Annotated in this window: 21 protein-coding genes, 2 pseudogenes and 1 other annotated feature; of the genes and pseudogenes, 16 read left to right on the top strand and 7 right to left on the bottom strand. The window is 40.4% G+C overall.

The window, feature by feature from the left end:
• Positions 1 to 78: 78 nt before the first annotated feature.
• The 6 genes and pseudogenes from G8D99_RS09885 to G8D99_RS09860 all read left to right on the top strand — a co-directional run.
• A pseudogene (locus G8D99_RS09885) lies at positions 79 to 705 on the top strand (IS982 family transposase); the annotation flags it as partial.
• A 45-nt stretch (positions 706 to 750) separates the two neighbouring features.
• Positions 751 to 1,970 (top strand): IS3 family transposase gene (locus G8D99_RS09880; protein WP_166325185.1). Its coding sequence is split into 2 segments (ribosomal slippage): positions 751 to 1,036 and positions 1,036 to 1,970, totalling 1,221 coding nucleotides; the frame shifts between segments, so codons are not numbered across the junction.
• Positions 1,026 to 1,142 (top strand) — a sequence feature (AL1L pseudoknot). It overlaps the preceding gene by 117 nt.
• 40 nt (positions 1,971 to 2,010) lie before the next feature.
• A pseudogene (locus tag G8D99_RS09875) lies at positions 2,011 to 2,259 on the top strand (IS982 family transposase); the annotation flags it as partial.
• Between the two features lie 324 nt (positions 2,260 to 2,583).
• Positions 2,584 to 3,798 (top strand): Obg family GTPase CgtA, encoded by a 1,215-nt coding sequence (cgtA, locus tag G8D99_RS09870; RefSeq protein ID WP_166325182.1) that lies wholly within the window; start codon positions 2,584 to 2,586, stop codon positions 3,796 to 3,798.
• A 29-nt stretch (positions 3,799 to 3,827) separates the two neighbouring features.
• Entirely contained in the window at positions 3,828 to 4,961 is a 1,134-nt protein-coding gene (proB, locus tag G8D99_RS09865; protein ID WP_166325179.1) for a glutamate 5-kinase, read from the top strand.
• A 314-nt stretch (positions 4,962 to 5,275) separates the two neighbouring features.
• The gene (locus G8D99_RS09860; protein WP_166325176.1) at positions 5,276 to 6,190 is read left to right on the top strand and encodes an aspartyl/asparaginyl beta-hydroxylase domain-containing protein; all 915 of its coding nucleotides are present in this window, start codon (positions 5,276 to 5,278) and stop codon (positions 6,188 to 6,190) included.
• A 190-nt stretch (positions 6,191 to 6,380) separates the two neighbouring features.
• Here the strand turns inward: G8D99_RS09860 and G8D99_RS09855 are convergent, their stop codons facing one another.
• Together G8D99_RS09855 and G8D99_RS09850 are read right to left on the bottom strand one after the other, a co-directional pair.
• Positions 6,381 to 7,028, bottom strand: a complete 648-nt coding sequence (locus tag G8D99_RS09855; protein WP_166325173.1) for an HAD family hydrolase — start codon at positions 7,026 to 7,028, stop codon at positions 6,381 to 6,383.
• Positions 6,995 to 8,200, bottom strand: a complete 1,206-nt coding sequence (locus tag G8D99_RS09850; protein ID WP_166325170.1) for a DUF1615 domain-containing protein — start codon at positions 8,198 to 8,200, stop codon at positions 6,995 to 6,997. Before G8D99_RS09850 ends, G8D99_RS09855 begins: the two co-directional genes overlap by 34 nt.
• Positions 8,201 to 8,576: 376 nt before the next feature.
• Between G8D99_RS09850 and G8D99_RS09845 the strand changes: the two genes are divergently transcribed.
• The 6 genes from G8D99_RS09845 (at position 8,577) to G8D99_RS09820 (ending at position 15,524) form a co-directional block, all read left to right on the top strand.
• The gene (locus tag G8D99_RS09845; RefSeq protein WP_166325167.1) at positions 8,577 to 9,215 is read left to right on the top strand and encodes a vWA domain-containing protein; all 639 of its coding nucleotides are present in this window, start codon (positions 8,577 to 8,579) and stop codon (positions 9,213 to 9,215) included.
• Positions 9,216 to 9,306: 91 nt separating this feature from the next.
• Complete coding sequence (locus tag G8D99_RS09840; RefSeq protein ID WP_166325164.1) at positions 9,307 to 9,945, top strand: TerD family protein; 639 nt, start codon at positions 9,307 to 9,309, stop codon at positions 9,943 to 9,945.
• 51 nt (positions 9,946 to 9,996) lie between these two features.
• The gene (locus tag G8D99_RS09835; protein WP_166325161.1) at positions 9,997 to 10,632 is read left to right on the top strand and encodes a vWA domain-containing protein; all 636 of its coding nucleotides are present in this window, start codon (positions 9,997 to 9,999) and stop codon (positions 10,630 to 10,632) included.
• A gap of 128 nt (positions 10,633 to 10,760) precedes the next feature.
• Entirely contained in the window at positions 10,761 to 11,813 is a 1,053-nt protein-coding gene (locus G8D99_RS09830) for a TerY-C metal binding domain-containing protein (RefSeq protein ID WP_166325158.1), read from the top strand.
• Between the two features lie 114 nt (positions 11,814 to 11,927).
• Positions 11,928 to 13,919 carry a PP2C family serine/threonine-protein phosphatase gene (locus G8D99_RS09825; protein ID WP_227554297.1) on the top strand — a complete coding sequence of 664 codons (1,992 nt, stop codon included), beginning with the start codon at positions 11,928 to 11,930 and terminating at the stop codon, positions 13,917 to 13,919.
• Between the two features lie 75 nt (positions 13,920 to 13,994).
• Positions 13,995 to 15,524 carry a helix-hairpin-helix domain-containing protein gene (locus G8D99_RS09820; protein ID WP_166325155.1) on the top strand — a complete coding sequence of 510 codons (1,530 nt, stop codon included), beginning with the start codon at positions 13,995 to 13,997 and terminating at the stop codon, positions 15,522 to 15,524.
• 420 nt (positions 15,525 to 15,944) lie between these two features.
• Here the strand turns inward: G8D99_RS09820 and G8D99_RS09815 are convergent, their stop codons facing one another.
• The 5 genes from G8D99_RS09815 to G8D99_RS09795 are packed head-to-tail and all read right to left on the bottom strand — an operon-like array spanning position 15,945 to position 20,966.
• Positions 15,945 to 16,874 carry an HpcH/HpaI aldolase/citrate lyase family protein gene (locus G8D99_RS09815; protein WP_166325152.1) on the bottom strand — a complete coding sequence of 310 codons (930 nt, stop codon included), beginning with the start codon at positions 16,872 to 16,874 and terminating at the stop codon, positions 15,945 to 15,947.
• The gene (locus tag G8D99_RS09810; protein ID WP_166325149.1) at positions 16,871 to 18,031 is read right to left on the bottom strand and encodes a cysteine protease StiP family protein; all 1,161 of its coding nucleotides are present in this window, start codon (positions 18,029 to 18,031) and stop codon (positions 16,871 to 16,873) included. Before G8D99_RS09810 ends, G8D99_RS09815 begins: the two co-directional genes overlap by 4 nt.
• Positions 18,024 to 18,803 carry an HAD family hydrolase gene (locus G8D99_RS09805; RefSeq protein ID WP_166325146.1) on the bottom strand — a complete coding sequence of 260 codons (780 nt, stop codon included), beginning with the start codon at positions 18,801 to 18,803 and terminating at the stop codon, positions 18,024 to 18,026. The genes G8D99_RS09810 and G8D99_RS09805 overlap by 8 nt, the downstream gene beginning before the upstream one ends.
• Positions 18,793 to 19,914: a phosphoribosyltransferase domain-containing protein gene (locus G8D99_RS09800; protein WP_166325143.1), complete on the bottom strand. Its 1,122-nt coding sequence runs from the start codon at positions 19,912 to 19,914 to the stop codon at positions 18,793 to 18,795. The genes G8D99_RS09805 and G8D99_RS09800 overlap by 11 nt, the downstream gene beginning before the upstream one ends.
• A gap of 14 nt (positions 19,915 to 19,928) precedes the next feature.
• Positions 19,929 to 20,966 carry an ATP-grasp domain-containing protein gene (locus tag G8D99_RS09795; RefSeq protein WP_227554295.1) on the bottom strand — a complete coding sequence of 346 codons (1,038 nt, stop codon included), beginning with the start codon at positions 20,964 to 20,966 and terminating at the stop codon, positions 19,929 to 19,931.
• Positions 20,967 to 21,299: 333 nt separating this feature from the next.
• On the opposite strand from G8D99_RS09795, the gene G8D99_RS09790 reads away from it, so the two are divergent.
• The 4 genes from G8D99_RS09790 (at position 21,300) to G8D99_RS09775 (ending at position 24,838) form a co-directional block, all read left to right on the top strand.
• Positions 21,300 to 22,493 carry a TerD family protein gene (locus G8D99_RS09790; protein WP_166325140.1) on the top strand — a complete coding sequence of 398 codons (1,194 nt, stop codon included), beginning with the start codon at positions 21,300 to 21,302 and terminating at the stop codon, positions 22,491 to 22,493.
• A gap of 70 nt (positions 22,494 to 22,563) precedes the next feature.
• Positions 22,564 to 23,139, top strand: coding sequence for a TerD family protein (locus G8D99_RS09785; protein ID WP_166325137.1), 576 nt, complete (start codon positions 22,564 to 22,566; stop codon positions 23,137 to 23,139).
• Positions 23,140 to 23,155: 16 nt separating this feature from the next.
• Complete coding sequence (locus tag G8D99_RS09780) at positions 23,156 to 24,235, top strand: DUF475 domain-containing protein (protein WP_166325134.1); 1,080 nt, start codon at positions 23,156 to 23,158, stop codon at positions 24,233 to 24,235.
• A gap of 24 nt (positions 24,236 to 24,259) precedes the next feature.
• The gene (locus G8D99_RS09775) at positions 24,260 to 24,838 is read left to right on the top strand and encodes a TerD family protein (protein ID WP_166325130.1); all 579 of its coding nucleotides are present in this window, start codon (positions 24,260 to 24,262) and stop codon (positions 24,836 to 24,838) included.
• Positions 24,839 to 24,972 lie beyond the last annotated feature (134 nt).

Raw genomic sequence — 24,972 nt, 5'->3', positions numbered from 1 at the left:
ATAAGAAATTGACTTGAAAAATAGAAGGACTAGAGCCATCAGTTGAGTTACCACACCAAACTCACAACCCTAGTCCTAATGTTCAATAATACCGAATTGTTCTGCTTAATTGATGACTTTTTTCTACAATTTGAAGCAACTTATTGGAAATTCCTCAAGCAAGATGGCCAACTTTCAAGAATCCGAGTTGCTCAACTCAGTCTTTCAGAAATTATCTTTATTGCTATTTGGTATAAATCCTCTCATTTCACTAATTTCAAAGCCTTTTTCACTTGGTTAAAAGAAGATAAAAGCTATTTATTTAAGTACTTGCCTTGCTATCAAAGGATGATTCATCTGATCAATATGCACCAATTGGCTCTACACGCTTTGCATGTGGCGCTGATGAAAGGTCAAGAAACACAATATTTATGGATTGATTCAACAACTCCGCCAGTTTGTAAAAATCAACGTATTCAACGCCATAAATCATTAGTCCAAATTGCATCACGTGGTAGGAGCTCAATGGGCTAGTTCTATGGCTGTAAATTACATATTGCGATGAATCAATTTGGTGAAATTACCTGTTCTGCTTTATCGAATGGACATGTTGCTGACATAAAAATGGTTGAGCAATTAGTTGATGGCCTAAAAGGAAAACTTTACGGGGATCGAGGCTACATCAGCCAAGAATTAAAGCGCAGGATGCAAGTTCAAGGTATGAACCGTACCGGGTTTGTCGGAGACCAACTTTCTTGAGAGAATGTCCCAATGACAAAACCAAAATATACCCCTGAAATCAGAGAAAGAGCGGTTCAATTATTGATTGAATCTGAAAAAGATTATCCTTCTACTTGGGCTGCAATCACAGCAATTGCACCTAAGATTGGCTGTACTCCTGAAACACTACGTTCCTGGCATCAGAAGTATTTGAATCAACAGAATCCAATCAAAGTACAGCAGCTTTCAGACCAAGAACGCATTAAACAACTTGAACGCGAAAATAAAGAACTGCAACGAGCCAATGAAATTCTACGCAAAGCAGCCGCTTTCTTCGCCCAGGCGGAGCTCGACCGCCCACACAAATAATGGTGGATTTTATCCATAATAATAAAGAGCTGTACGGAGTCGAGGCGATTTGTAGAATTTTACCTATCGCACCTTCAACCTATTACCGAACTTTAGACCTCGCGGACAATCCAGAACATCGAGCGAAACGAGATTTACATGACTTGCATCATGCTGAACAAATTAAACGAATTTGGAAGGAAAGTTCAGGTCGATATGGTGTACGTAAAGTTTGGCAAAAACTGAAACGTGAAGGCTATATTATTGCGCGCTGTACAGTTGCTCGATTGATGCAAAAGCTAGGTATACAAGGTGTTTGGCGAGGTAAGAATAAACAAACGACCCGTAGCCGGGATGATCAAAAACGAGCAGATGACTTGGTGAAACGCAATTTTAGTGCTGATCAGCCTGACCAGCTGTGGGTCGCTGACTTCACGTATATTCAAACAAATTCAGGCTGGGTCTATACCGCCTTTATTATTGATGTGTTCTCACGAGCAATTGTTGGATGGAAAGTATCAACACGTATGAATACAGACATGGTGCTCGATGCACTGGAGCAAGCATTGCATGATCGAGGCATGCCAAAGAACGTGATTCATCATAGTGACAGAGGCGTGCAATATCTTTCCATTCGTTATACCAATCGTTTAGAAGCAGCAAATTTACGAGCATCAGTCGGTACGACCGGTGATTCATACGATAATGCTTTGGCTGAAACGATGAATGGCTTATACAAAACAGAGGTGATTGAATATTTAAAAGCAGATTGGCAAGGTTTAGCGGATGTACAACTTGCGACACTAAATTGGGTAGATTGGTTCAATAAAGAACGTGTACATAGTGCACTGGGTTATGTATCACCTTTTGATTTTGAAGTAATCTACTATGATAAGATTAACCCGTTAGGTCAGGTGGCCTAACTTAAATAAAAAGTCTCCGACAAACCCGGTACGGTTCAGTATTGATTTAATTACTTATCATGGGAGGAATATGGAATCTTTTCAACTCAGTGCACCAGATGAATATCACCTAAGGCAACGCAATAAGATAGAAACATTATTCAGCTTATTGAAAGGGCAATATCATTTAGTGACGAGTAAAGCACGTAGTACTTATGGATTTCTCAGCGGAATTTATGCTTCGTTATGTGCATATCAATTAACCCATCGAAACAAGCCAACGATTCAAATTATGGAATCATCGGCTTAAGCAGGATTCGGGTTAAATTTATATTTTTAGAAAATCTGTTTGAACCCTCAGTAAGTTGATGAAGTCGAGCGGGCTACATATAGCTTAAGTAAATTCAAATAACTGATGCCTAATCAAAATTTTTTTATAAGCTATTTAAAAAACTTTTAAAGCAAGCTTCTAAAAAACTATGACTTTTAATGAAAAAACTTTGTTTTGCGGTCTAAGTGAATGAAATTCTACATAAGATGAACCAACTTCATGGAATAGTCCATAAATATAGTCGAGAAATTCTTTAAAATATGGCAAAATATGCGGTTTTAAAGTATTTAGAGGATTGGCAGCATGCGCTTTGTTGATGAAGCAGTCATTACCGTAGAGGCTGGCGACGGTGGCAATGGCGTAGCCAGTTTTCGCCGTGAAAAATTCGTACCATTTGGTGGTCCAGATGGTGGTGATGGTGGACGTGGCGGTAACGTATATGTTGAAGCTGACGAGAACACCAGTACCCTTGTAGATTATCGTTATACACGTCGTTTCCGTGCAGAGCGTGCAAAGAACGGACGTGGAGCTAACTGCTCAGGTCGTGGCGGTGAAGACACCGTGTTATTGGTTCCAGTGGGAACCACTATTGTAGATACAGAATCTGGCGATATCATCGGCGATTTAATCACTGCTGGGCAACGTGTCATGGTTGCGGCAGGCGGCGAAGGTGGTTTGGGCAATACTCATTTCAAATCATCAACCAACCGTTCACCACGTAAGTGTACTCACGGGACTAAAGGTGAATTCCGTGAAATTCGTTTAGAGCTTAAAGTTCTTGCGGATGTTGGCTTATTGGGTATGCCAAATGCAGGTAAATCTACTTTTATTCGTGCAGTATCTGCAGCGAAACCAAAAGTAGCAGACTATCCATTTACCACGATGGTTCCAAACCTAGGTGTAGTGGATGCTGACCGTCATCGTTCATTTGTGATGGCCGATATTCCTGGTCTTATCGAAGGTGCATCTGAAGGTGCAGGTCTTGGGATTCGCTTCCTGAAGCATTTGGCACGTACACGTATTTTGTTGCATATCGTTGATGTTCAACCGATTGATGGTTCAGACCCTGCGTATAACGCAAAAGCAATTTTGAATGAGTTGTTGAAATTTTCTCCAACCCTTTCAAAATTACCGGTTGTATTGGTATTGAATAAAGTAGATCAACTGCCTGAAGAATCTCGTGAAGAATGGTGTAACCATATTCTTGAAGAATTACAGTGGGAAGGTCCTGTGTTCAAAACTTCTGGCTTAATGTCGGAAGGCACTAAAGAAGTTGTGTATTACTTGATGGATGCGATCGAAGAACAGCGTGAGCGTGAAGTTGAAGATCCTGAATATGCAGCGGAAATGAAAGCGTTCCGTGATCAGCTTGAAGCTGAAACACGTGAGCAAACGATTGCTGCGAAAGAAGCATATCGTGAAATGCGTCGTCAACAACGTCTTGCTGGTCTATTGGCTGATGACGATGAAGACGAAGATGGTGATGACGGTGAAGCGGAAGTATTTTACGTACGTTAAGTTCTTGCAAAAGAACTACTGAGGACAAGATGATAGAAGTGGTAGATGGGCAACGAAAGCTCGAAGCGTGTAAACGAATCGTTGTTAAAATCGGATCATCTTTACTCACAGCAAATGGACAAGGTTTAGATTTAGATGCGATTTCGCATTGGGCGAAACAAATCGCAGATCTACATCTTGCAGGACACGAAATTATTTTAGTGTCCTCAGGTGCTGTGGCTGAAGGGATGGTTCGCATGAAGCTTGACAGCCGACCCACAGATCTTCCCAGTCTTCAGGCGTGCGCTGCCATTGGTCAAATGGGGTTAATTCATACTTGGTCGAGTGTGTTAGAAAAACATGCAATTCAAACGGCTCAGGTATTATTGACCCATGATGACTTGGCAGATCGTCGCCGTTACCTCAACTCATGTGATGCGTTGCAACACTTGATTGAGTGGAAAGTGATTCCTGTCATTAATGAAAATGACACGGTTTCAACTGATGAAATTCGTTTTGGCGATAACGATACTTTAGCCGCAATGGTTGCAGGTCAAGTCCATGCTGATTTGTTGATTATTTTGACTGATCAGCAAGGCATGTTTGACTCAGACCCACGTTCAAATCCGAATGCGAAGCTGTTTTCAACCGTACGTGCATTGGATGAGAGTCTGTTTGATATGGCAGGCGGTGGTGGTAAATTTGGTCGTGGCGGTATGTTGACCAAAGTTCGTGCTGCGCGTTTAGCGGCTAAATCAGGCTGTCCAACACTGATTGCTAGTGGTGAAAGTGACCATGTACTTGCACGCCTGATGGCGGGTGAGATGCTCGGGACACTGTTTATTACTGACAATGACCGAATTACAGCGCATCAGCAATGGTTGGCAGCGCATTTGCAAACTGCAGGTCGTTTGGTGATTGATGATGGTGCAGTAAAAGCCATTAAAGAAAACCATCGGAGTCTTTTACCTGTAGGGGTAAAAGCCGTTGAGGGTCACTTTGAACGTGGCGATGTGGTTGAATGTGTTGATCAACAAGGTGGTCGTGTTGCTGTGGGGCGTGTTAACTTTAGTTCCCGTTCGGCTGAAATCGTGAAAGGTTTATCTTCAGATAAAGTACATCAGGTTCTAGGCGAAGCTCGTTCTTTAGAGATGATCCATCGAAACCATATGGCAATTTACTAAAATTTAAGTAAATTCGCTTTAACCCTAAGACTTAATTCTAAACAGAATTAAGTCTTTTTGTTTTGTAAACTGTAATCAGGGAATTTAAACAGCCTAAGTGCTACAAGCAAAATATTTCAAGCTTTGAATGAGGCTGAGCATGTTGCCTATGAGCCACCTCAAAGTGCTTATGAATTTCATTCTTCCCTGTGAGACTATGTTGAACATGAAATGATATTTTTATTCCTTATTGATCGTGTTGAATATGACACAGATAAGATTTCAAAGTTGAAAATATACATCATGTCTGACCTTAAAATATCGGAAATAAACCAATGATTAAGTGGATCATTTTGGCGATTTTTTTATTGTGCACGCTCTACACCCACTTCCGTGGGAAAAAGAGATTGTCACTCTATAAGCAAATATTTAATCATGCCACTCTGTTTGCGCCGATTAATTTCATCATGTATGTCTTTTCGAAAGTCCCGAATAAGCCATTTATTGAGGGCCAATATTTTAAAGATCTTCAAGTGCTCGATGAAAATTGGGAAATGATTCGTGCCGAAGCTCAACATCTCTATGAACAAGGGGCAATTAAAGCAGCCAGTTCAGATAATGATGTTGGCTTTAATTCATTCTTCAAGACAGGTTGGAAACGTTTTTATCTGAAATGGTATGAATCAGCACATCCTTCAGCATCGGAGCTTTGTCCAAAAACGACTGCATTATTGAAAACTTTACCGAGTATCAAAGCAGCGATGTTTGCTGAATTGGCACCACATAGCCATTTGAATCCACACCGCGATCCGTATGCCGGTTCATTGCGCTACCATTTAGGTTTAATTACCCCGAACGATGACCGTTGCTATATTGAGGTGGATGGTCAGCGTCATTCATGGCGTGATGGTCAAAGTGTGGTATTTGATGAAACTTTTATTCATTCTGCAGAAAATGCGACAGAACAGAATCGTATTATTCTATTTTGTGACGTTGAGCGTCCTTTAACGCATGCTTGGGCAACACGTTTTAATCATTGGTTTGCGCGTAATGTCATGACTGCAGCAAGCTCACCCAATGAGGTGGGAGATCAAACGGGTCGAATCAATAAACTTTATGGTTATGCGCAACTGGTTCGTCTGCAAGTGAGAGCGTTGAAGAAATCCAATCGTAGTCTTTATTACGTATTGAAATGGTTGATGATTGTATTGGCGATCTTATTAATTTTTGTACGTCCATACTATTTTTAATGTAGGGTTCTGCTTAAAGACATTGTAGCGACAGCTTTGTTTGAATTATTGAAGACACTGATGCTATCGAAATTGATATGTAAAGGCAGTCGTGAAATGTGCTTTGGAAACTTGCTCTGCTCTAGAAATGTGCCCTGACTCTAGAAATGTGCTCTGAGTTGGGTAGAAGGAATATATAAATTGAGCTCGCTTAGGCGAGCTTTTTTTGCTGTTCAATTTGAGGAAGCGGATTGCTTTCACCGACCATATAACTGTAGTCGGCGAGACTCATCATCTCTAAATCTTCTTTTGAGTTGCCATAGGCATAAATACAATCATATTGATTGAGATCATATTTTTCTAAAATGCGAATTTTTTTTTGCTCAGAGCTACAATCTGGCGTGGAAAATGCCCCAGTAAAATGATTGTTTAAAATCTCAGCTTCAGTGCAAATCAAATCGACATTTAAAAGTTCAGCAATATCTTTTAAATAGATATTAATCGAAGCTGAAACAATCACTACATCATCGTCATTGTGCTGATGCTTGAGTAATTGTCTATAAAGTTCAGGCGATAGTTTATTTCGAAGTTGGTGTGAGTATTCAAGTGCTAAATCAAGAATCTCTTGCGCAGGCATGCCACTAAACATCGCTTTAAATAATTTAGGACGCATGGCATGCGCAGGGTAAATATTTAAATAATAAGCCTGAATCCAAGGCAGAATTTTAATGCCTTGTTTTACAATATGACGTTTTTTTAAGGCATAAAAAATGAAGCCTGTGAAACTGTCTTTGATACACAGGGTACCATCAAAATCGAATAAGGCTAAATTTTTATTCGTTGTGCTCTGTGCATACATGTTTGATATCGTCCATTTACACGGGTAGCAAACCAATTGGTGTTGTATTCACGGCTCAGTTTAGGGCCGGAAATCACCACTTCAGGCATTAGGGCATAGAATGCTTTTTTACCGGTTTTCTTCTCAAATAATTCAATCACAGCTTTATAAGTTTGAGTATCTTCAAAGTCTTTTTCTTTTTCATTCTTCAGGTCTGAGCGAATTTGTTTAGGGGTAATCAATACATTATTGGCTGCAAAAACATTAATGAGCTCTCGCTCAGATTCACTTTTTTCAGCACGAGGGCTGCCATTCTTGCTATAAAGTAATAAATCGCCATCGAGACTCAATTCTGCTGCGGTTAAGTCATTCAGCATACTCTGGAATGCCGCATTACGGCTTGAATAACGACCGGAATTATAATCGGCAAAACGATAAATCGGTTTGTCATAGTCGGCAGGATACATCATTAAACGATGGATGCCATAATAGAGTCCGCCATATCGAGTGTACATATCTGTCCGTAATTCAGCGATGTTGCCACTCTGACGTTTATGCGCTTTGGCATAGCCAATATGCACTTGCATCGAACCTAAAGTGGTAATCGGATTGAGCTTTTCCCCAATGTCTTGACCTACGAGTTTGGCAGCACCGGTCAATGCACTGACATGATAGTGCGCTGACATATGCGCAAAAATTTCACGATACAGTTCGTCGAGTTGGCGTTCAGTGGTGACTCGAGACATTTGTTTTAAGTAGTTGTTTTCAGGGCTAGGCTGATTTTTTAACACTTCTTGGAAATAGCCGGCAATCGTACCGCCAATGCTGTCACCCAATTTGTCTTTAAACTTTTCATCAAAACGATCTTGAACTTCTTTAACCGCCTTAGCACCTAAACCCGGCACAGTAGGGTCAGCATGAAAATTCGACTCTTGATCGACTACTGCGACAATAGTGCATATATTTTCTTTAGACTGCGGGATACCCAATTGCTCGGTAATATCAAAAATATCTTTTGCCCATTCCGTGCGTTCACTGACCCGAGGTGGAATGAGGGTTTTAATCTGTTTGTCATCTAAGGTTTTGCCTTCGTCTTTCCACCATGAAGCATCACCACAAGCACTTAACACTATGCTTAAGGTCGCAATACCACATGCTTTAGATAAGAAATTTCGGTGAAAACTTTTAGTCATAATAACAAAACACATTGAGAAATGAGTGAGCCAATTTGGCGGAAGAATTATACTATGTTGGGTTAAAATTGTATGAATATATATGTATATTGATCGGTTTAAGCTGTCAAATCATTTAGGGGATAATCGGTAAATCTACTCATTTTATCGTTCTGTTGACGATAGCTTTAAGCAAAATAGGGTGATTTTCTAAACATATTGCGATTCATCTCATCCTCAATTTTTATATTGATCTCTTGTGCTATATAAATTTTACTATGCATGAAAAGATCAAGGATGAAATAAAACGTCATAAAAATGAAAATAGCTGTTCTTTTTTTATTCTATTTTAAGTTAGACTCGTTTGATAATAAATTGAAAAAAATGGACAAAATAAATGAGAAGATTACCGGTTTACTTATTGCTCGATACTTCGGGCTCAATGACAGGCGAACCGATTGAAGCGGTAAAAAATGGCGTTGAAATATTAGTATCCTCTTTGCGCCAAGACCCTTATGCACTCGAGACCGCTTTTTTGTCGATTATTACCTTTGATACTTATGCCAAGCAATTGATTCCGCTGACTGAAATTGCCATGTTTAATCCGCCTGCACTACAGGCCACAGGGACGACACAATTGGGTGAGGCTTTAAGCCTACTGGCAGATAAAATTGAACAGGAAGTACAAAAAACTACGCCAGAGATTCGTGGGGATTGGAAACCGTTGGTGTTTATTATGACCGATGGTGCACCGACTGATAGTTGGACCCAAGGTTTAGCCAAATTAAAACAAGCTAAACCCGGTATGGTGATCGCCTGTGCTGCGGGTCATAACGCAGATACCAGTGTGCTGAAACAAATCACTGAAGTGGTGGTTGAGCTATCGACTGCGGATTCAAATACCATTAAAGCATTCTTTAAATGGGTTTCTGCAAGTATTTCCACAGGCAGTCAAAAAGTCGATGCAGGTCAAAAAGAAGTGACAGGACTGAGTGATTTACCCCCACCACCACCAGAAGTAAATGTGGTGTTATAAAATTGATTCAGTGTGAGTATTTAGTAATAAAATTTATAAGAAATAAAGACCTAGAATAATACGATGAAAATAATGAATAAGGAACTTTGATATGGCGATTAGCTTAGCAAAAGGACAAGGTCTCACTTTAGAAAAATCCGAACATAACTTGTCTCAAGTGACCATTGGCTTAGGTTGGGATATAGCAGAACAAAAGAAAGGACTATTCGGTGGGTTGTTTGGTAAGACAGCAGAATATGACTTGGATGTGGTTGCATTTTTATGTGATGCACAAGGTAAAGTACGTAATTTAGGACGTGACTCCGCTGGTCAGCCGACGCTGAACAACAGCGATGTGATCTTTTTTAATAATTTGAAGCATCGTTCAGGTGATATTTGGCTAACTGGGGATAACCGCACAGGTGCAGGCGATGGAGATGATGAGCAGATTATTGTCAAGTTGAATAACCTGTCACAGGATTATCATAAGATTGTGTTTATCGTACAGATCTATGCAGGGGCAACCAACAATCAGCATTTTGGTGAAGTAAAAAATGCCTTTATCCGGGCTGTAGATGCGTCAGGCAAAGAAATGGTACGTTTTGAATTGTCAGGCAAAGGAGAGTATGAGCAACAACGCTCTTTATTATTTGCTGAACTGATCCGAGAAAATAACAGTTGGAAATTTAAAGCGGTGGGTCAATCTTCCGCTTCAGATAATTTTGTAGATTGGTTAAAGGACTATGCCTAATGGTGTCGCATTGGACATCATCATATAAATAATAAAACAGAAGAGGATCCTATGCGACGTTTACCGGTATATATCTTGCTCGACACTTCAGGTTCAATGCGTGGTGAACCGATTCACTCTGTCAATGTTGGCTTGCAGTCGATGCTCAGTGCACTTCGCCAAGATCCCTATGCATTAGAAAGTGTGTATTTGAGTTTGATTACTTTTGATATGCAGGCAAAAGTCTATTTACCGCTAACACCTTTGGATCAAATCCAGATTCCGGAGATTGATGTGCCTAATGTAGGCGCAACCTTTATGGGCGCAGCCTTAGAACTACTGGCAGATGAAGTACAAAAAAATGTCAAAAAAAGTACCGAAGATCAAAAAGGCGATTGGCGTCCACTCTTGTTCTTAATGACCGATGGTTCGCCTTCGGATGTATATGCCTATCAACAAGTGATTCCTGTGATTAAGCAATTGAACTTTGCCAGTATTGTGGCTTGTGCGGCAGGTCCCAAAGCCAAAACTGAAAGCTTACTGCAACTCACCGATCGGGTGGTGGTGCTCGATACTATGGATGCACATTCATTTGCCAGTTTCTTTAAATGGGTTTCTGCGAGTGTGGTGGCAGGTAGTAGCAGTGCAGGTGTGAGTGACTCAATTGCTTTACCACCGCCGCCGTCTGAAATTCAGTTGGTGTTATAAAACTACGCTCAGCATGGGATGTGCGACGAATTAGATAAATAGAAATTAAACCGACTAAAGAAAATTCTAGATCAACATGATTTAGATTGAAAATAAAACATTATAAAAACAACAACTGAGGTCACCCTATGCGTAGATTGCCGGTGTTTTTTGTCATTGACTGCTCAGAATCGATGGTCGGAAAACCCATAGAAGCGGTACAAGACGGCATTGATTTTATTATGTCAAATTTGCGCACCGACCCTTATGCCTTGGAAACGGTTTATATTTCCTTGATTGCCTATGCAGGCATCGTGCGTACTTTGGTGCCATTGACTGAGCTGTTTGCCTACCGTGACTGTGAACTGCCTTTGGGTGGCGGTACCCATTTGGGTAAAGCACTGGATCATTTAGGCAAAGAAATTGATCGCTCAGTGATGAAAACCACCGCAGAGGTTAAAGGCGACTGGAAACCGATTGTGTACTTGTTTAGCGATGGGCGACCGACCGATGATTACGAAGATGCGATCCAACGCTTTAAAGCCAAATATGACAATAAAGTGACCGTGATCGCACTCGGATTGGGTCAAGACGTGGATTTTAGTATTTTAAAAAAACTGACTGAACATTGCATTGCACTGGATCAGATGGATCAGGATTATATTAAAGGCCTGTGCAAATGGATCAGCGCATCGGTGGTATCACAAAGTATCAGTGTGGGACAAAACTTGGATAAACAGGATCTGTTACCGCTGGATGAACGTTATATGCATTTGGCGAAACAGAAACTCACGTTTCGAAAGAGCCAAGCGGATGATCGCACAGTGACCTTTGTCGGGCGTTGTCAGAAGTTGCATCATCCTTATATTTTAAAATACAGCCGAAATTTGCATTATTCAGGCTTGTCGGATCTGAATATTAATGTTTATAACTTCAAACTAGACACCTGTGAAGCCATTTCTGAGGACTATTTCAGTTGGACAGATCAAACCGCTGAGAAACCGAAGATCAATACCTCGGTATTAGAAGGTTGGTCGAACTGTCCACATTGCCATGCAGAAACTGCTTTTGCGATGTGTGCCTGTGGTAATTTGATGTGTTATGACGGCTATAGTGAATTGGTGATTTGTCCATGGTGTCAGCGTCAAATCAGCTTTGAATCTTCAGGTGGAGATTTTGATTTAAGCCGTGGACAAGGTTAATCCTTTTCTCAATTAGAAACTGAATCGAAAATAATTTTGCTCAAATCGGAGCTGGCTTGAATAGAACCTTGCACGGATTAACAATGGCTTAAATAGAATAATAAGGAAATTTAAATGGCGGAACGATACTGTAAAATTAAACAATTACTTAAAGACAATCAGATCAAATTCGAGACTGAGTTTGTTAGCTTTATGACCCAAGATCAAAACCTTGTGCAACTGTCTAAATTAATAGAATTATTAAACATACAGTGCTCAAGTTCGTCCGTCAAAATTGTTGAGCCGATGATTCAACACAATCAAGATTTAGAACATAGACAAAAGCATGATTTAACACCCAGCATTGATGTTTTAGAAAAAAATCAAAGCGTGGAGATTACTGCGCATGTTGAGCAAGAATCTAGTGAGAACGAATGTGATGATTTACTGCATGCAGACGCTGTACATCAGCCAAGCATGGATCATGCTCAAATTCAGCCTATCTCAAATACTATTGGTGCATCTGACTCAGCGTCCAATTTAAATGCTATTGATACAGCAGATGATTTAAGTACAGATCTTAAGCATCAAAAAATTGAATCTGTTCAGACTGATATTGCGTTTAGCGCGAGTCAAAGTATTGATCGTAAAATGACGGATCTTAAAGGGGATGAGACTGAAGATAATCACCTAGGAAATTTAGAAAGTCCAAATCAGCGTTTAGAAAATAATGACTTACAAAATACTCCATCTGATCCAATGGAGCCAGAAAAAAACCAAAAAAGCGAAATAGAGGAACAAGCAATCGAAGAACAAGAAATCGAAGAACTAGAACCCCCACAACAAAAAAATGTTTTAACGTCATCCAATGCGCGAGCAGTTCAAGATGCAGCCATTGCAAAATCAGCAGAATCTAGGCAGGCACCGAATCCTATGTTTAATCCTGATGTGAAGTTTCAAGTGGATAATGCACGATCAGGTCAGCTGTACAGTTCTAAAATCACCGTGACTTCAAATCACGACAGTACATTGATTCGATATAAGTCTGAGAGTTTTAAGTTTAGCCGAGAGAATTTCTACTTCGACGACGCTACGCAGACGATTCAAGGACAACCCGAAATTCCAGAAGAGCTGACGTTTTCATTTCAATACTGTCTGCACAATGAAACGCGTACAGCGCAGTGTAAAATCAATGTAATTGCAGATCCACGTAGTTTATGGAAGGTGCTTGAGCCTGAAGCAGGGCAACCCTATGCAAAGCCACATACCGATCAGGCACTGTTGGTGTTAGAGGACTACAAATTGATTGCAGCAAGCCGTCGTGGACGTTCGCATGAGCATGGGGGGACGTTTAGAGATGATGACTTTGGCTTGCTACAAATCGAAGACAGCCCATGGTCAGTGTTAGTGGCTGCTGATGGTGCAGGGAGTGCTGGCTACTCAAGAGAAGGTTCACGGATCGCCGTAGAAATCGTCAAAAGTGAATTCGCTCGCTATTTAACAGGCACCACCATTGCATCGCTCAATGCCGATGTGGAACAGTGGCAGATTGGGAGTCAAGAACCTGAGACTCAAGCGATCGCCAATAAACTGAATCAGCAGTTTTATCATGTGTATTATGAAATTTATAAATCGATCATTCACCAAATTGAGCTGCAAGCCAGTGAACTGGGTGTTGCAGCTAAGCTCTTTTCCACCACACTCTTGGTTGCTGTGGTGTATAGCCAACCGAATAAAAACTTTATCAGTACTTTCTCCGTTGGCGATGGTGCGATAGCGGTCTATAACGACAGCAGTGTACGCATTATGAATGTTGCAGATGGTGGCGAATATGCAGGTCAAACCAAATTTTTAGATCGAAGCATTGCGCAAGAATTTGGCACGCGGGTCAAAATTGGCTGTTTTGAAGCCATTGATGCCGTGATGGTCATGACCGATGGAATTTCGGATCCGCTGTTTGAAACCGATGTGGGGCTAACCCAGCATGAGCGCTGGAAAAAACTGTATACGGAGCTTGATCCACTGATGAAAACGGATGTCGCCGATACCGCACTGTTAGAGTGGATGCACTTTTTCACGCCCGGTCACCATGATGACCGTACCATGGCGGTGCTTTGGAAAAGATAACTTTCTTTAATCATCAAGGTGTAGATTGGGCGAAGGTTTGCTCAATGAATCATAATTATAAAAGTTGGATAGCAGATGGCAGCAAAAATTATTAAATGCACAACAACCGATGGTCGAGCAATTGAGTTTGTCGATGAAATCATTGGTTCAGGTGCCATGAAAGATGTGTATTTTTCACCAGATCGTAGTTATGTGGTGTGCTTTTTTAGCAAAGAAAAAAATAAGTTTTATGAATCGAAAGCCAGTTTAGAACAGCAAAAAGATCGGCTTAAAGAAATTGTGGGCAATAAGTGGCAAGGGATTTTTAATGGTGTCGGCGGTGACTATTGGAAAGGGATTTTTTGTTGGCCAGATGGCTTGGTTGAGTACAATAATTTACTGGGGATTACTGCGCCAACCTATAAGAAACATTTCTTTTTTGATTATGGTTCAAAGAACAATGATATCCTAAAAATCAAAGGCAAAGAAAAAGAGGGGAAATGGTTTGCCAGTGCCAATAATCAAAATCGTTTCTTGGATGAACGTGAAAAAGGCACATGGCTGAATTATTTAAAAATCAATATTTTAATTTCTCGTGCAGTGAGGCGCATGCATGCCGCAGGTTTGGCGCATTCAGATTTGTCTTATAAAAATGTATTAATCGATCCTGTGACAGGCAGTGCTTGTGTCATTGATGTGGACGGCTTAGTAGTGCCCGGTAAATACCCTCCTGATGTGGTGGGAACGCCTGACTTTATTGCCCCTGAAGTAGTGATGACCAATCACTTATCCAAAGACGACCCACACCGTAACTTACCCAGTATCGCGACCGATAAACATGCCTTGGCGGTGCTGATCTATATGTATTTGTTGTATCGTCATCCACTGCGTGGTGGAAAAATTCATGACATGAACGATCCGCAAAAAGACGAAAACTTGGGCATGGGGGAGCGTGCGTTATTTATTGAACATCCCACCGATCACAGTAATGCGGTACGTGCCAATCAACTCAAATCCTCACAACTACCATGGGCTGATCCTGCGCAAATTTCTTATAAAGTGACCGGTCCCTATTTAACGGAACTGTTTAACAAAAGCTTTATTGATGGATTACATGATCCCGCTAAACGTCCTTCAGCCAATGATTGGGAAATCGCACTGGTCAAAACTGTAGATTTAATTCAGCCCTGTCAAAATCCCGCCTGTAGTCAAAAATGGTACGTATTTGACAATACGACCCAGCCAGTATGTCCATTTTGTCATACGCCATTTCATGGCAAATTGCCGATTTTAAATCTGTATTCAGCACGTCAGCAGGGTAATTTTAGACCCGATAATCATCGTCTCATGGTCTGGACGGGGCAGTCGATTTTTGCATGGCATGTCAATAATATGATTGCGCCGAATGAACGATTGACCCCTGAACAAACCAAACGCAAAGGTTATTTTGTGTTGCATCAAAACGTTTGGTGGTTAGTCAATGAAGCGCTACCTGATTTGACCGATGTAAGCACTAAAACCACGATTCCGATCGGCGGTAAAATAGAGCTCAAAGACGGTGCTCAAATTTTATTGTCCAAAGAAGACGGTGGACGCTTAGCGGTGGTACAAATGGTTGAAGCTTAATCAGAGAAGCACAGCTTTGAATAAAAGTGAGTCATAGCTTAAATTGATACTGCATTTAAATTCGATTGTTATCTGCGACATTAAGTCATTTAAATAGCCTAAGCATTAGGCTTGTTGCATCAATCAAATTTCAACCACGATTCAACTCATATTGGAATTTAGCTCTGCTTTTAAAGGAGAGGGTTAGGGAAAGGATTGATATGAAAAATTTCCCACACCCTAATTTAATTGCAACCTAGGAAAAAAATTTTCAATATTCATTTTGTGGTCTAATTTGTAATATTTTTGGACGTTTGCAAGAGATCTACTGAAGTCATCTATCTGAATCTATCTTATATGAGTGAGCATCAATGATTGAATTCATGCTCACTCAAATGATCCACTTTATCTCTTTATTTATTTATAAATTGAAGTTGTGAATTAAAAATTACTCAAAATTTTGTCTTGATTAAGCAGATGCGTTTTAACCAAACCAAAAGTTTTATAACGCAGTAGAATCATTTCTGCCCAATTTCTATGGGTTGCAGGTTCTAACATTGAACCCTGACTTTTAAAGACACTTTGTGCATCTTGAGAAAGAATCTGTTGTGCTTCATGGAAATCTTGGGGATTCACTTGCAAAGCCAAATGAATATGCCCAATTTGAGAGGGATGAATCGCGGTCTTGGTGTAAATACCATTGTTCATGTCTTGCTGAATTTCTTGCATCAACAAATGGGTATTTTCAAAGTGCTCACACACCGGGGAACTCAGTTGAAAGCCATCTGGAATAAATAAACCAGCCAATTGCGGAATTAAATTGCCGACAGGGGTGTCATAAATGGTGGTATTTTTTGGGCGGCGTAAATTTAAACATGACAGTAAATCATTACCGCCGATACGCAAGCATAAGGTCTTATGAAAGTCGTACTTTAAAGCCCGATGTAGTTCAACATTATGGCCAAGATCAAAAATTTCTTTGGTCTCAAATGTGGGCATATACTTTAGCTTGGGTGGAAGCACCGCCATCCATTGTTTAAGGTTGTGTAGGGTAAATTTAGGTAAAATCATCCCATGAAACGTGTGTTCTAAATTCCAATCTAAAATATGTTTCGCCATTTCAATATGACGAGGACGAATAAATACAATAGGTGCTTGAGGATTGGGATATTCAGCACGTCGTTGTAAAAGATGCTTTAAGTTTACCATTGCCGTTTGTAGGTCTTTTTCGAGGACTGCATCTTCTAAGCACACTGCAACAGATTTAAGCAAGGGAAATTTTTGTCCTTCGGTGACTTCCCACAGTTGTGGATGTGTTGCCGGAATATACATGGTGGCGCCGAGTTCAATCGCATGTTGTATTGTTTTCATGAGGATTTCTCAATTTTTTTAATTAGCGTCACTGCGTGATAGGGGCCTAATTTCGAGCCTAAAATATCCACAGGAATATTTTTTTCTTGAGCAAAGTGCAATAAAAGTTGGACGTGTGGGTTATGTTCATCACGTAATAAAATACGTTCAGGGACGCGTCTTAATACAGCACGTGTGGCTTCGGCAATACTCGGTTTGATTCGATTAATATTTTGAATTTGATAATGATTGGAGATCCAATCTATGGTCTCTTGACACTGGTGTTGTTGTTTCAGTCGAATGGCATCACTCCATTGCACTGATTCAGATGTCGGATGAAGTGCCATGAGCGCTAGAATTTTTTGGGTAAATTCAATCGAAATATCATGCGCTTCAAGGTGGCTGTAGATTAAACAACTGTGCCAATACTGCGGTTCATTACAATGTTGGTGAGCCATGGTTGGATCGATGGCATCTTTTAAAATGGTTCTTGAGGTGAGCCCTGAAATGACCGAACCAAGAATCCCGAACGGAATCAACCAATCATCGCAACTGGCACTTAGCCAAGAGTAACCGGCCAAATCAGACAACGTCACCAGACGAGGAATCTGCCAGCCTGGGTCAAATAATTGCGGTATATGTTTGAGACTTACGGTTAACTCTTTACAGATCGCACCTTTACCTGTCCAACCATCAACAAACACAATATTTTCGGCGCCATGTTGCTCAATAATGGCATGTAAAGCAGCAAAGTCGATTCCACGATCGCGAATAATACTGATGCCATAGTGATAACAGTGCTGCGTCTTGGAAATTTGGTGCTTGAGTAGAACCCCTAATGGCACACCAGCACGAACCAGACTAATCAAAATAATCGGTTGTTGTTTAAAGCGTTGAATTAAAGTATTTGCGAGTTTTTGAACTTCGATTGCAAGCCGCACAGCACCATGCTCAAAAGCATGATTAAAATGTGCCAGTTGTGCCTCACTTGGTGGTTCTTCAACACTAATCATTTGTGAATAATGCATTTTACCGGATTGAATTAAGTATTCCTTTTCTTCCAGTGGCGTAGGTTGAATATGACTTACATTCATTAAGAAGGTGACATCTTCAGCACGATAGGAACCATGAAAGCCGATTTCTGCTAAATAGGGGTTAATTAGATTAAATTCAGACATGGCCTAAAAACCCTTTACGCTCGTAATCATGTTCAAGGTGACCCGTCAAAAAACGATCCAATTGACTGTTTTTGGGCATGCCGAACCAATCACAACAGGTTAAAAAGCCAAAATCCGACAAGCTATCGCCCCAACCGACGATGGCGCGTTCCGATTGCGGATCATACTTTTGAATAAAGAATTCCACAGCTTTTTGTTTTGAGACATGCTTAGGAATAATCGCTAAGTTATTGCCATTAATATGCACATAACATTGTTGAATAATCTCATTGGGCAAATGATCAATAAGCTGATCTAAGAACAGTGACTCAGGCTGATTTTGTTTGGCAACGGTATAAATGCTTAAGCCATTTTCTTCTACAGTCCATGTTCGAATGCTGCCCAAGTCTTTGGCATACTCATGTAAAGCATCTGGCAATGTTTGTAATACATGCTCAAGCTGTTTAGCTGCTTGTCTTTGAATCTCTAACCACTCTAGATCTAGGCTTTGATCGGGGGCGATAATCGTACCGCCATGTGAGCAAATTGCGCCATGTTGGAAAGGAATATGTACCCGTTGTAAGGCTTCAACGGATCGCGCCGTCACAGGAACAGCTTCAGCAGAGGCTAGTAACCAATTGACAAAGATTTGTTGTTTTGGACCCATGTAAGAGAGTGGCTGACCATTTTTATCTGTGGTTGCAAGTTTATGCTGTTCACTCGGTTGTTGTTTCCGATGCGTTTGAAAAAGCGTATCGTCAAGATCAACAAAAGCCAAAGGTTTAACATTCATAACTGATAATTTCCAAATTTTTTATTTGTTCAAAAAGCGTAGGATCGACACTGTCTCGAGCGGTTTCTATGACCAGAAGTACGCGGTCAAAATCTTGATGTTTAACGTTATACGCAAAATTATCGATATTCAGTCCGTAATTGTCTTTAAACGAACAAATACTTTGAATCGCATGACCTTGCATAATCGGAGAGCGAGTGGTTGAGCTGAAATAAACCTCAGCGCCTTGCTGCTCCAATTGTTCAGCAATCAAAAAGGGAATCCAGCTAAATTCACCTGAACCTAAAACCAAAATTTTTTCATGTTGATGATTAATTTTGACCTGTTGCCAAGCAGAACAATTCAGAAAGCTAGGTTCACGTCCCCAATCATGAGGGGATATAATTTTGTGGGCGTGTTGCTCGGTTGAGCTGACATCAGGCATCTCAATATGTACGACTTCATTGTTAGATTGCCACTGCCATTCACCGTGCAAGAGCGATACTACCTCAATTGGCAGACCCACATCTAAATCAGTTAAATGTTGTTCCGCCCAATTCACCAAGGTGACTAAAATGACACGTTCAACCTGTTCTAACCCAGAGTGTTGAAGGCTTTTGATTAAGTTCTTAAAGGTTTTGCCTGTTGAAATCTCATCATCAACCAAGATTAAAGTCTTAGACTCTAAAATATGTTGATGCTTGCGTTGATCATGACTGCTTAAAATAAACTGATCTTGCGCATGACTATGTTCTTCCAAAAACAGACCTAAAGTGGGCAGGTCAGAAATCGGATGACGTGTAGTGGTGAGAAAGATTGCATTTTCAGCATGCGTTTTTTTTAGCTCACGGTAGACACCTGCACCTAAACCCACCGCCGTTTCAGCCATTCCAATGACCGTTATTGGATAAGCTAAATCCTTTGGAATTAAGGCAGCTAAGTCAATATAACTGCTATGCATGACAGAAGGGGCAACCGGAATATGCTTCCCTAAAACTTTAGAGACAAATAAAAATGCGCGTTTAGGATTGATGCGTTCAGCAAATTCGAGTAAATCGTCAAGCTGCCAATGTGGATGCGTACGATCGACAGATACGCTAATTTCACCCCGGCTTAGTTGTATTTTTTTCATTGTTGTTTTTGCTTTCATGATCGGCATTCATCCACACGCATACTGCTAGAAATAGGGCAAACCTGAGTCATTGGTCTTAAAGAATCGATTTTCTGTTTGGAGGAGTTATTCATTGGTAAATTTAATTTTTGAGCAATCAGTGTTGAAATGAGATTAACGTCCGTATGTGCTGTATAGGCAAAACCACCCGCAGGGCGTGGATTGATTTCTAAAATATGCCAGTTCAAATCTTGATCTTGCTTAAATTGAATATTGATCAAACCATCACACTGGAAAAGATTGACTAAAATCTGACAAATCTCATGGCAGGGATGCTCGGTATAACACTCTTGAAAAAAATCATATTTGATTCGCGTCACTTGAGCCAATATCACACCACGATCACAGGCAATATCGACAGAGCATTCCAGCCCTGTTAAAAAAGGCAGCACAATGTAATCTATAGCCGGCTCAAGTTGTGCATACGCTTCAATAAATTGCTGGGTATTACATACAGTAGACGACTGGAATTTTTTAAAGTAATTCACATCGTCTCGAAGGTGTACAAAACCTGCACCATAAACGCCGTGAACGGGTTTTGCACAAATTTCAGGGTAAATTGGGCGAAACTTTTCAATGGCGTGCACCAGTTGTGCTGTATTATTCACCTTTAAGCAAGGAATTGCCGGAAGATTTTCACTCATACATTGCATGGTGAAGCGGTATTTGTCATTGATGATTTGATGCTGTTCTAAACCGATGGCGCCTGTGACGAGTTGAATATGATGTTGTTCAAATTCAGGGCGCAGTGGTTCAATGAAATGTGCATGCTTGCCACAAAATAACAATGCCACCTGATGGTTAATACATTGTTCTAATAGCCATTCAGCAGATTTTTCAACCTCAGGTTGTTGGATAAAAATGTCAGCATGATGTTGTAGTTCAGGACGCATTGCGCTATGTGAAGCAATGATTTTAATTTGTTGTTCTGAATAGTGAGATCTAAGTAAGCAAATCACATCTTTTTGACAGGAATAACTTTCAGCAATCCATATAGTTTTTGGTGGTAGCACAATTGTTCTCTAATCATTTAGATTCAAATTTTTTTGATATGAAATTCGAATAATAAGTTACGAAATTTATAATATTGATAATCAAGTATTTGAATGCATCACATATATAGTCAATTTAGAACACAGATTCAATGTATTTAATGTTTTGTTTATATACAATTTTATAATTAAAATTCACAAAAAATGGCCACTTATCCTTTGGTCGTTTATATTTTTATGGTAAAACATTTAGGTGGGTTTGAAATTGAACCATTGAAGATGAATTTGCTTAGAAACACGCTTTGAATATCAAAAATATTTATAAAAAAATTGAATAAAAATTAGGATGAAATTATGCAATTGGTTGCCGGTGGGAATATTGCAATACCTTCAGAACATATTGAATTACATATCACCAGTTGTTTTCCTAAACCGATAGATTTGAACATGAGCGCATATTTATTAGCGCAAACGACCTCAAAAGTCCGTGGCGATCAGGACATGATTTTCTATGGGCAAACCCAAACACCCAACCAAAGTATTGAGTTGATTGAGGCGTCCGGTCAAAATTCATTGAGTACAACGTTTTTGATTCAAAGCGCTCGAATTGACTCACAGATTCATAAAATCGTGTTTTGTTTAAGTTTAAATGATCACAACACCGTAAGTGAGCTAAGCTCAATTGATTTGGCCATTCATGCAGGTGGGCAAGTTGTGGCAGTTGCGCAGGTCAATGTAAAAAACAGAACGGAAAAAGCATTAATCTTGGCAGAACTGTACCAACATCATCAGCAATGGAAGTTCAGATTTGTTGATCAAGGATTTAACGGTGGCTTAAAACCTTTGTCAGAGCATTTTGGCGTTGAAATAGCCGAAGATTCGAATCACTCTTCGCCAACGCCAACGCCAACGCCAACGCCAACGCCAACGCCAACGATTAAATTATCTAAAATCAAACTCGACAAAAACACCTCAAGCATTAATTTAAGCAAATCCAATGGGCGTTTTGGCAAAATTTCTGTGAACTTGAATTGGAATCGAGGTGTTGTTCAACAACAATCCTTCTTTAAAAAATTGATGGGTGCAAAAGGAATCGATCTTGATTTAGGCGCAATGGTTCAGCTTAAAAATGGTGAGATTAAGTTGGTACAGGCTTTAGGGAATCAGTTCGGCAGTTATGATCGACCGCCCTATGCTTATTTAGAGGCAGATGACCGTACCGGTTCAGCCCTCAATGGGGAAAACTTAATGATCAATGGAGATCATTGGGAGCGAATCGACAGAGTGCTTATTTACGCATTCATCTATGAGGGGGTCGCACAGTGGGCAGCCACAGATGGTGTCGTCACCATTCACATCCCTAACCAACCTGAGATCGAAGTTCGGCTCACTGAGGGCAACCAACTCAGCACTTGCGCCATCGTGGAGTTAAAAAATATTCAGGGAGATATTCAAGCCAAACGCGAAGTGCGTTATTTCAAAGACCAACAATATGTTGACCAACATTATGGTTTTGGTTTCCGTTGGACGCACGGTTCTAAAGATTAAAATAATAGCTGGATTGCTCAAAATTAGACTAATTTTTTAAAGTTTTAAACACAAAACAAGAGGGTTTTATATGGCAATTTCATTAAGCAAAGGTGGCAACTTATCACTGAGTAAAACTGATCCATCCTTAACTCAGGTTTTGGTTGGTCTAGGATGGGATGCACGCGCAACAGATGGTGTAGATTTCGACTTAGATGCATCGGCTTTTCTACTGGGTGCCAATGACAAAGTTCGTGGTGAATCAGATTTTATTTTTTATAACCAAACCCGTTCGCCAGAAGGTTCAGTTGAGCATACCGGAGATAATCGTACCGGAGATGGCGACGGCGATGATGAAGCAATAAAAATTGATTTATCGAAAGTTCCCGCTGAGATCCAAAAAATTGCGATTACCGTGACCATTCATGATGGACAAAGTCGTGGCCAAAATTTCGGTCAGGTACAGAATGCCTTTATTCGCGTGGTGAATGATCAGAGTCACGTGGAAATTGTCCGTTTTGATTTAAATGAAGATTATTCAACTGAAACCGCAATGATCTTTGGTGAATTGTATCGTCATAACGGTGAGTGGAAATTCAGAGCAGTTGGCCAAGGCTATAATGGTGGCTTGAGTGCAATGTGTGGCCAATTTGGTATTCAAATTTAGTACTTGAGTTTTTTTAATGAAACATTTTCGTTTTTCAATTTTATTTACCATTGTCTGTTTAGCGCTTTCTGCCTACTGGGGATTTACCCATGGTCCGGAAGCAGGCTTAATGACCATGTTCAAAGTACTTGCATTGACGGCAATTCTTGCTGTGATGGAAGTGTCTTTATCCTTTGATAATGCTGTGGTCAATGCATCGGTACTGAAACATTGGGACCAATTTTGGCGTAAACTTTTTTTAACAGTCGGTATTATTGTGGCTGTGTTTGGTATGCGCTTGGTCTTCCCATTGCTTATTGTTGGTGTAACAGCCGATATGGGCATGATTGAGGTGGCTAAATTAGCACTCAATGACCCAAAAACCTATTCTGAAAAACTGATGGCACATCATGCAGAAATTGCAGCTTTTGGTGGCATGTTCTTACTTTTGGTTTTCTTAAACTTTTTGTTTGATGATGAAAAGGATGAGCATTGGTTCCATTGGTTAGAATCTAAACTTTCAGATTTGGCCAGTATTCAAGCCATTTCTGTGTTTATTTCATTAATAGCACTTCTGATCATGGCGCAATTTGTCCCTGACACTTCACGTTTGGTTGTGGTGATGGCGGGTATTTGGGGCATCGTGGTTTACGTGGGTGTGCAAGTGATTGGGCATTTGCTAGAAGGCAATGCTGAATCATCGGAAGATGAAGAGGCACCAGCAGCCAATGGCGCATCCGCAACCGGTACAATCGTGAAAGGTGGTATTGGTGGATTTCTATATTTAGAGGTTCTTGATGCATCTTTTAGTTTCGATGGTGTAATCGGTGCTTTTGCGATCACCAATGATGTGGTAATTATTATGCTCGGACTTGCCATTGGTGCAATGTTTGTGCGTTCAATGACCATTTATTTGGTAGAAAAAGGGACTTTGGATGCTTACATCTATTTGGAACATGGTGCGCATTATGCAATTGGCGCTTTGGCATTCATCATGCTCGCGAGTGGTACCGGTCTTCATGTACCCGAAGTGGTAACCGGTTTAATCGGTGTCGCTTTCATTGTGTGGGCGGTACTCTCTTCTATTTCTTACAGTAAAAAGCAACAATCAACATAAACAACATCTTATAAGGAAACAAAAATGGCGATTAATCTCTCTAAAGGCGGCAACGTTAATTTATCTAAAACTGCTCCGACCATGAATAAAGTAGATTTAGGTCTAGGATGGAATCCACGCGCAACCGATGGTAAAGCATTTGACTTAGACGCAGTGGCTTTCATTACCGGTGAAAATGGTAAAGTTCGTGCCGATGGTGACTTTGTTTTCTTTAATCAAAAAGTTTCACCATGTGGTTCCGTGACCCATAATGGCGATAACCGTACAGGTGATGGCGATGGTGATGATGAAACCATTTCTGTGGATCTATCGAAAGTGCCTGCAGATGTAGCCAAAATTGTTTTTGCTGTGACCATTCATGAAGGTCAACAGAACAATCAAAATTTCGGCATGGTCGACAAAGCGTATATCCGTGTGATCAATCAAGATGCAAATGGTGAAGAAGTAGCACGTTTCGACTTATCTGAAGATGGTAGTGTTGAGGTGGCGATGATTTTTGGTGAATTATATCGCCACAGCGGTGAATGGAAGTTCAAAGCGGTCGGTCAAGGCTTTAACGGTGGACTAGGACCGTTGGCTGCAAGTTATGGCGTATCGGTTTAACAGTAGCTATTCTGAATCTAACTGCTCGTTAGATCGCATCGATTGACCCGTGCTAAGAGATTTATCTCTTAGCACTTGATACCGCCTTAATAAACACTGATTCAATAAGGCGAATTTCCTAAATCCTTTTATTA

This window comes from Acinetobacter lanii (genome assembly GCF_011578285.1).
Lineage (GTDB): Bacteria > Pseudomonadota > Gammaproteobacteria > Pseudomonadales > Moraxellaceae > Acinetobacter > Acinetobacter lanii.
The sequence above is the reverse complement of the archived record's forward strand: the minus strand, read 5'-3'. Positions and strand labels throughout refer to the sequence as shown.

What these genes read in the sequence shown, in the direction of transcription:
- cgtA (WP_166325182.1), top strand. Translation starts at nt 2,584, where the DNA reads ATGCGCTTTGTTGATGAAGCAGTCATTACCGTAGAGGCTGGCGACGGT.
- proB (WP_166325179.1), top strand. Translation starts at nt 3,828, where the DNA reads ATGATAGAAGTGGTAGATGGGCAACGAAAGCTCGAAGCGTGTAAACGA.
- G8D99_RS09860 (WP_166325176.1), top strand. Translation starts at nt 5,276, where the DNA reads ATGATTAAGTGGATCATTTTGGCGATTTTTTTATTGTGCACGCTCTAC.
- G8D99_RS09855 (WP_166325173.1), bottom strand. Translation starts at nt 7,028, where the DNA reads ATGTATGCACAGAGCACAACGAATAAAAATTTAGCCTTATTCGATTTT.
- G8D99_RS09850 (WP_166325170.1), bottom strand. Translation starts at nt 8,200, where the DNA reads ATGACTAAAAGTTTTCACCGAAATTTCTTATCTAAAGCATGTGGTATT.
- G8D99_RS09845 (WP_166325167.1), top strand. Translation starts at nt 8,577, where the DNA reads ATGAGAAGATTACCGGTTTACTTATTGCTCGATACTTCGGGCTCAATG.
- G8D99_RS09840 (WP_166325164.1), top strand. Translation starts at nt 9,307, where the DNA reads ATGGCGATTAGCTTAGCAAAAGGACAAGGTCTCACTTTAGAAAAATCC.
- G8D99_RS09835 (WP_166325161.1), top strand. Translation starts at nt 9,997, where the DNA reads ATGCGACGTTTACCGGTATATATCTTGCTCGACACTTCAGGTTCAATG.
- G8D99_RS09830 (WP_166325158.1), top strand. Translation starts at nt 10,761, where the DNA reads ATGCGTAGATTGCCGGTGTTTTTTGTCATTGACTGCTCAGAATCGATG.
- G8D99_RS09825 (WP_227554297.1), top strand. Translation starts at nt 11,928, where the DNA reads ATGGCGGAACGATACTGTAAAATTAAACAATTACTTAAAGACAATCAG.
- G8D99_RS09820 (WP_166325155.1), top strand. Translation starts at nt 13,995, where the DNA reads ATGGCAGCAAAAATTATTAAATGCACAACAACCGATGGTCGAGCAATT.
- G8D99_RS09815 (WP_166325152.1), bottom strand. Translation starts at nt 16,874, where the DNA reads ATGAAAACAATACAACATGCGATTGAACTCGGCGCCACCATGTATATT.
- G8D99_RS09810 (WP_166325149.1), bottom strand. Translation starts at nt 18,031, where the DNA reads ATGTCTGAATTTAATCTAATTAACCCCTATTTAGCAGAAATCGGCTTT.
- G8D99_RS09805 (WP_166325146.1), bottom strand. Translation starts at nt 18,803, where the DNA reads ATGAATGTTAAACCTTTGGCTTTTGTTGATCTTGACGATACGCTTTTT.
- G8D99_RS09800 (WP_166325143.1), bottom strand. Translation starts at nt 19,914, where the DNA reads ATGAAAAAAATACAACTAAGCCGGGGTGAAATTAGCGTATCTGTCGAT.
- G8D99_RS09790 (WP_166325140.1), top strand. Translation starts at nt 21,300, where the DNA reads ATGCAATTGGTTGCCGGTGGGAATATTGCAATACCTTCAGAACATATT.
- G8D99_RS09785 (WP_166325137.1), top strand. Translation starts at nt 22,564, where the DNA reads ATGGCAATTTCATTAAGCAAAGGTGGCAACTTATCACTGAGTAAAACT.
- G8D99_RS09780 (WP_166325134.1), top strand. Translation starts at nt 23,156, where the DNA reads ATGAAACATTTTCGTTTTTCAATTTTATTTACCATTGTCTGTTTAGCG.
- G8D99_RS09775 (WP_166325130.1), top strand. Translation starts at nt 24,260, where the DNA reads ATGGCGATTAATCTCTCTAAAGGCGGCAACGTTAATTTATCTAAAACT.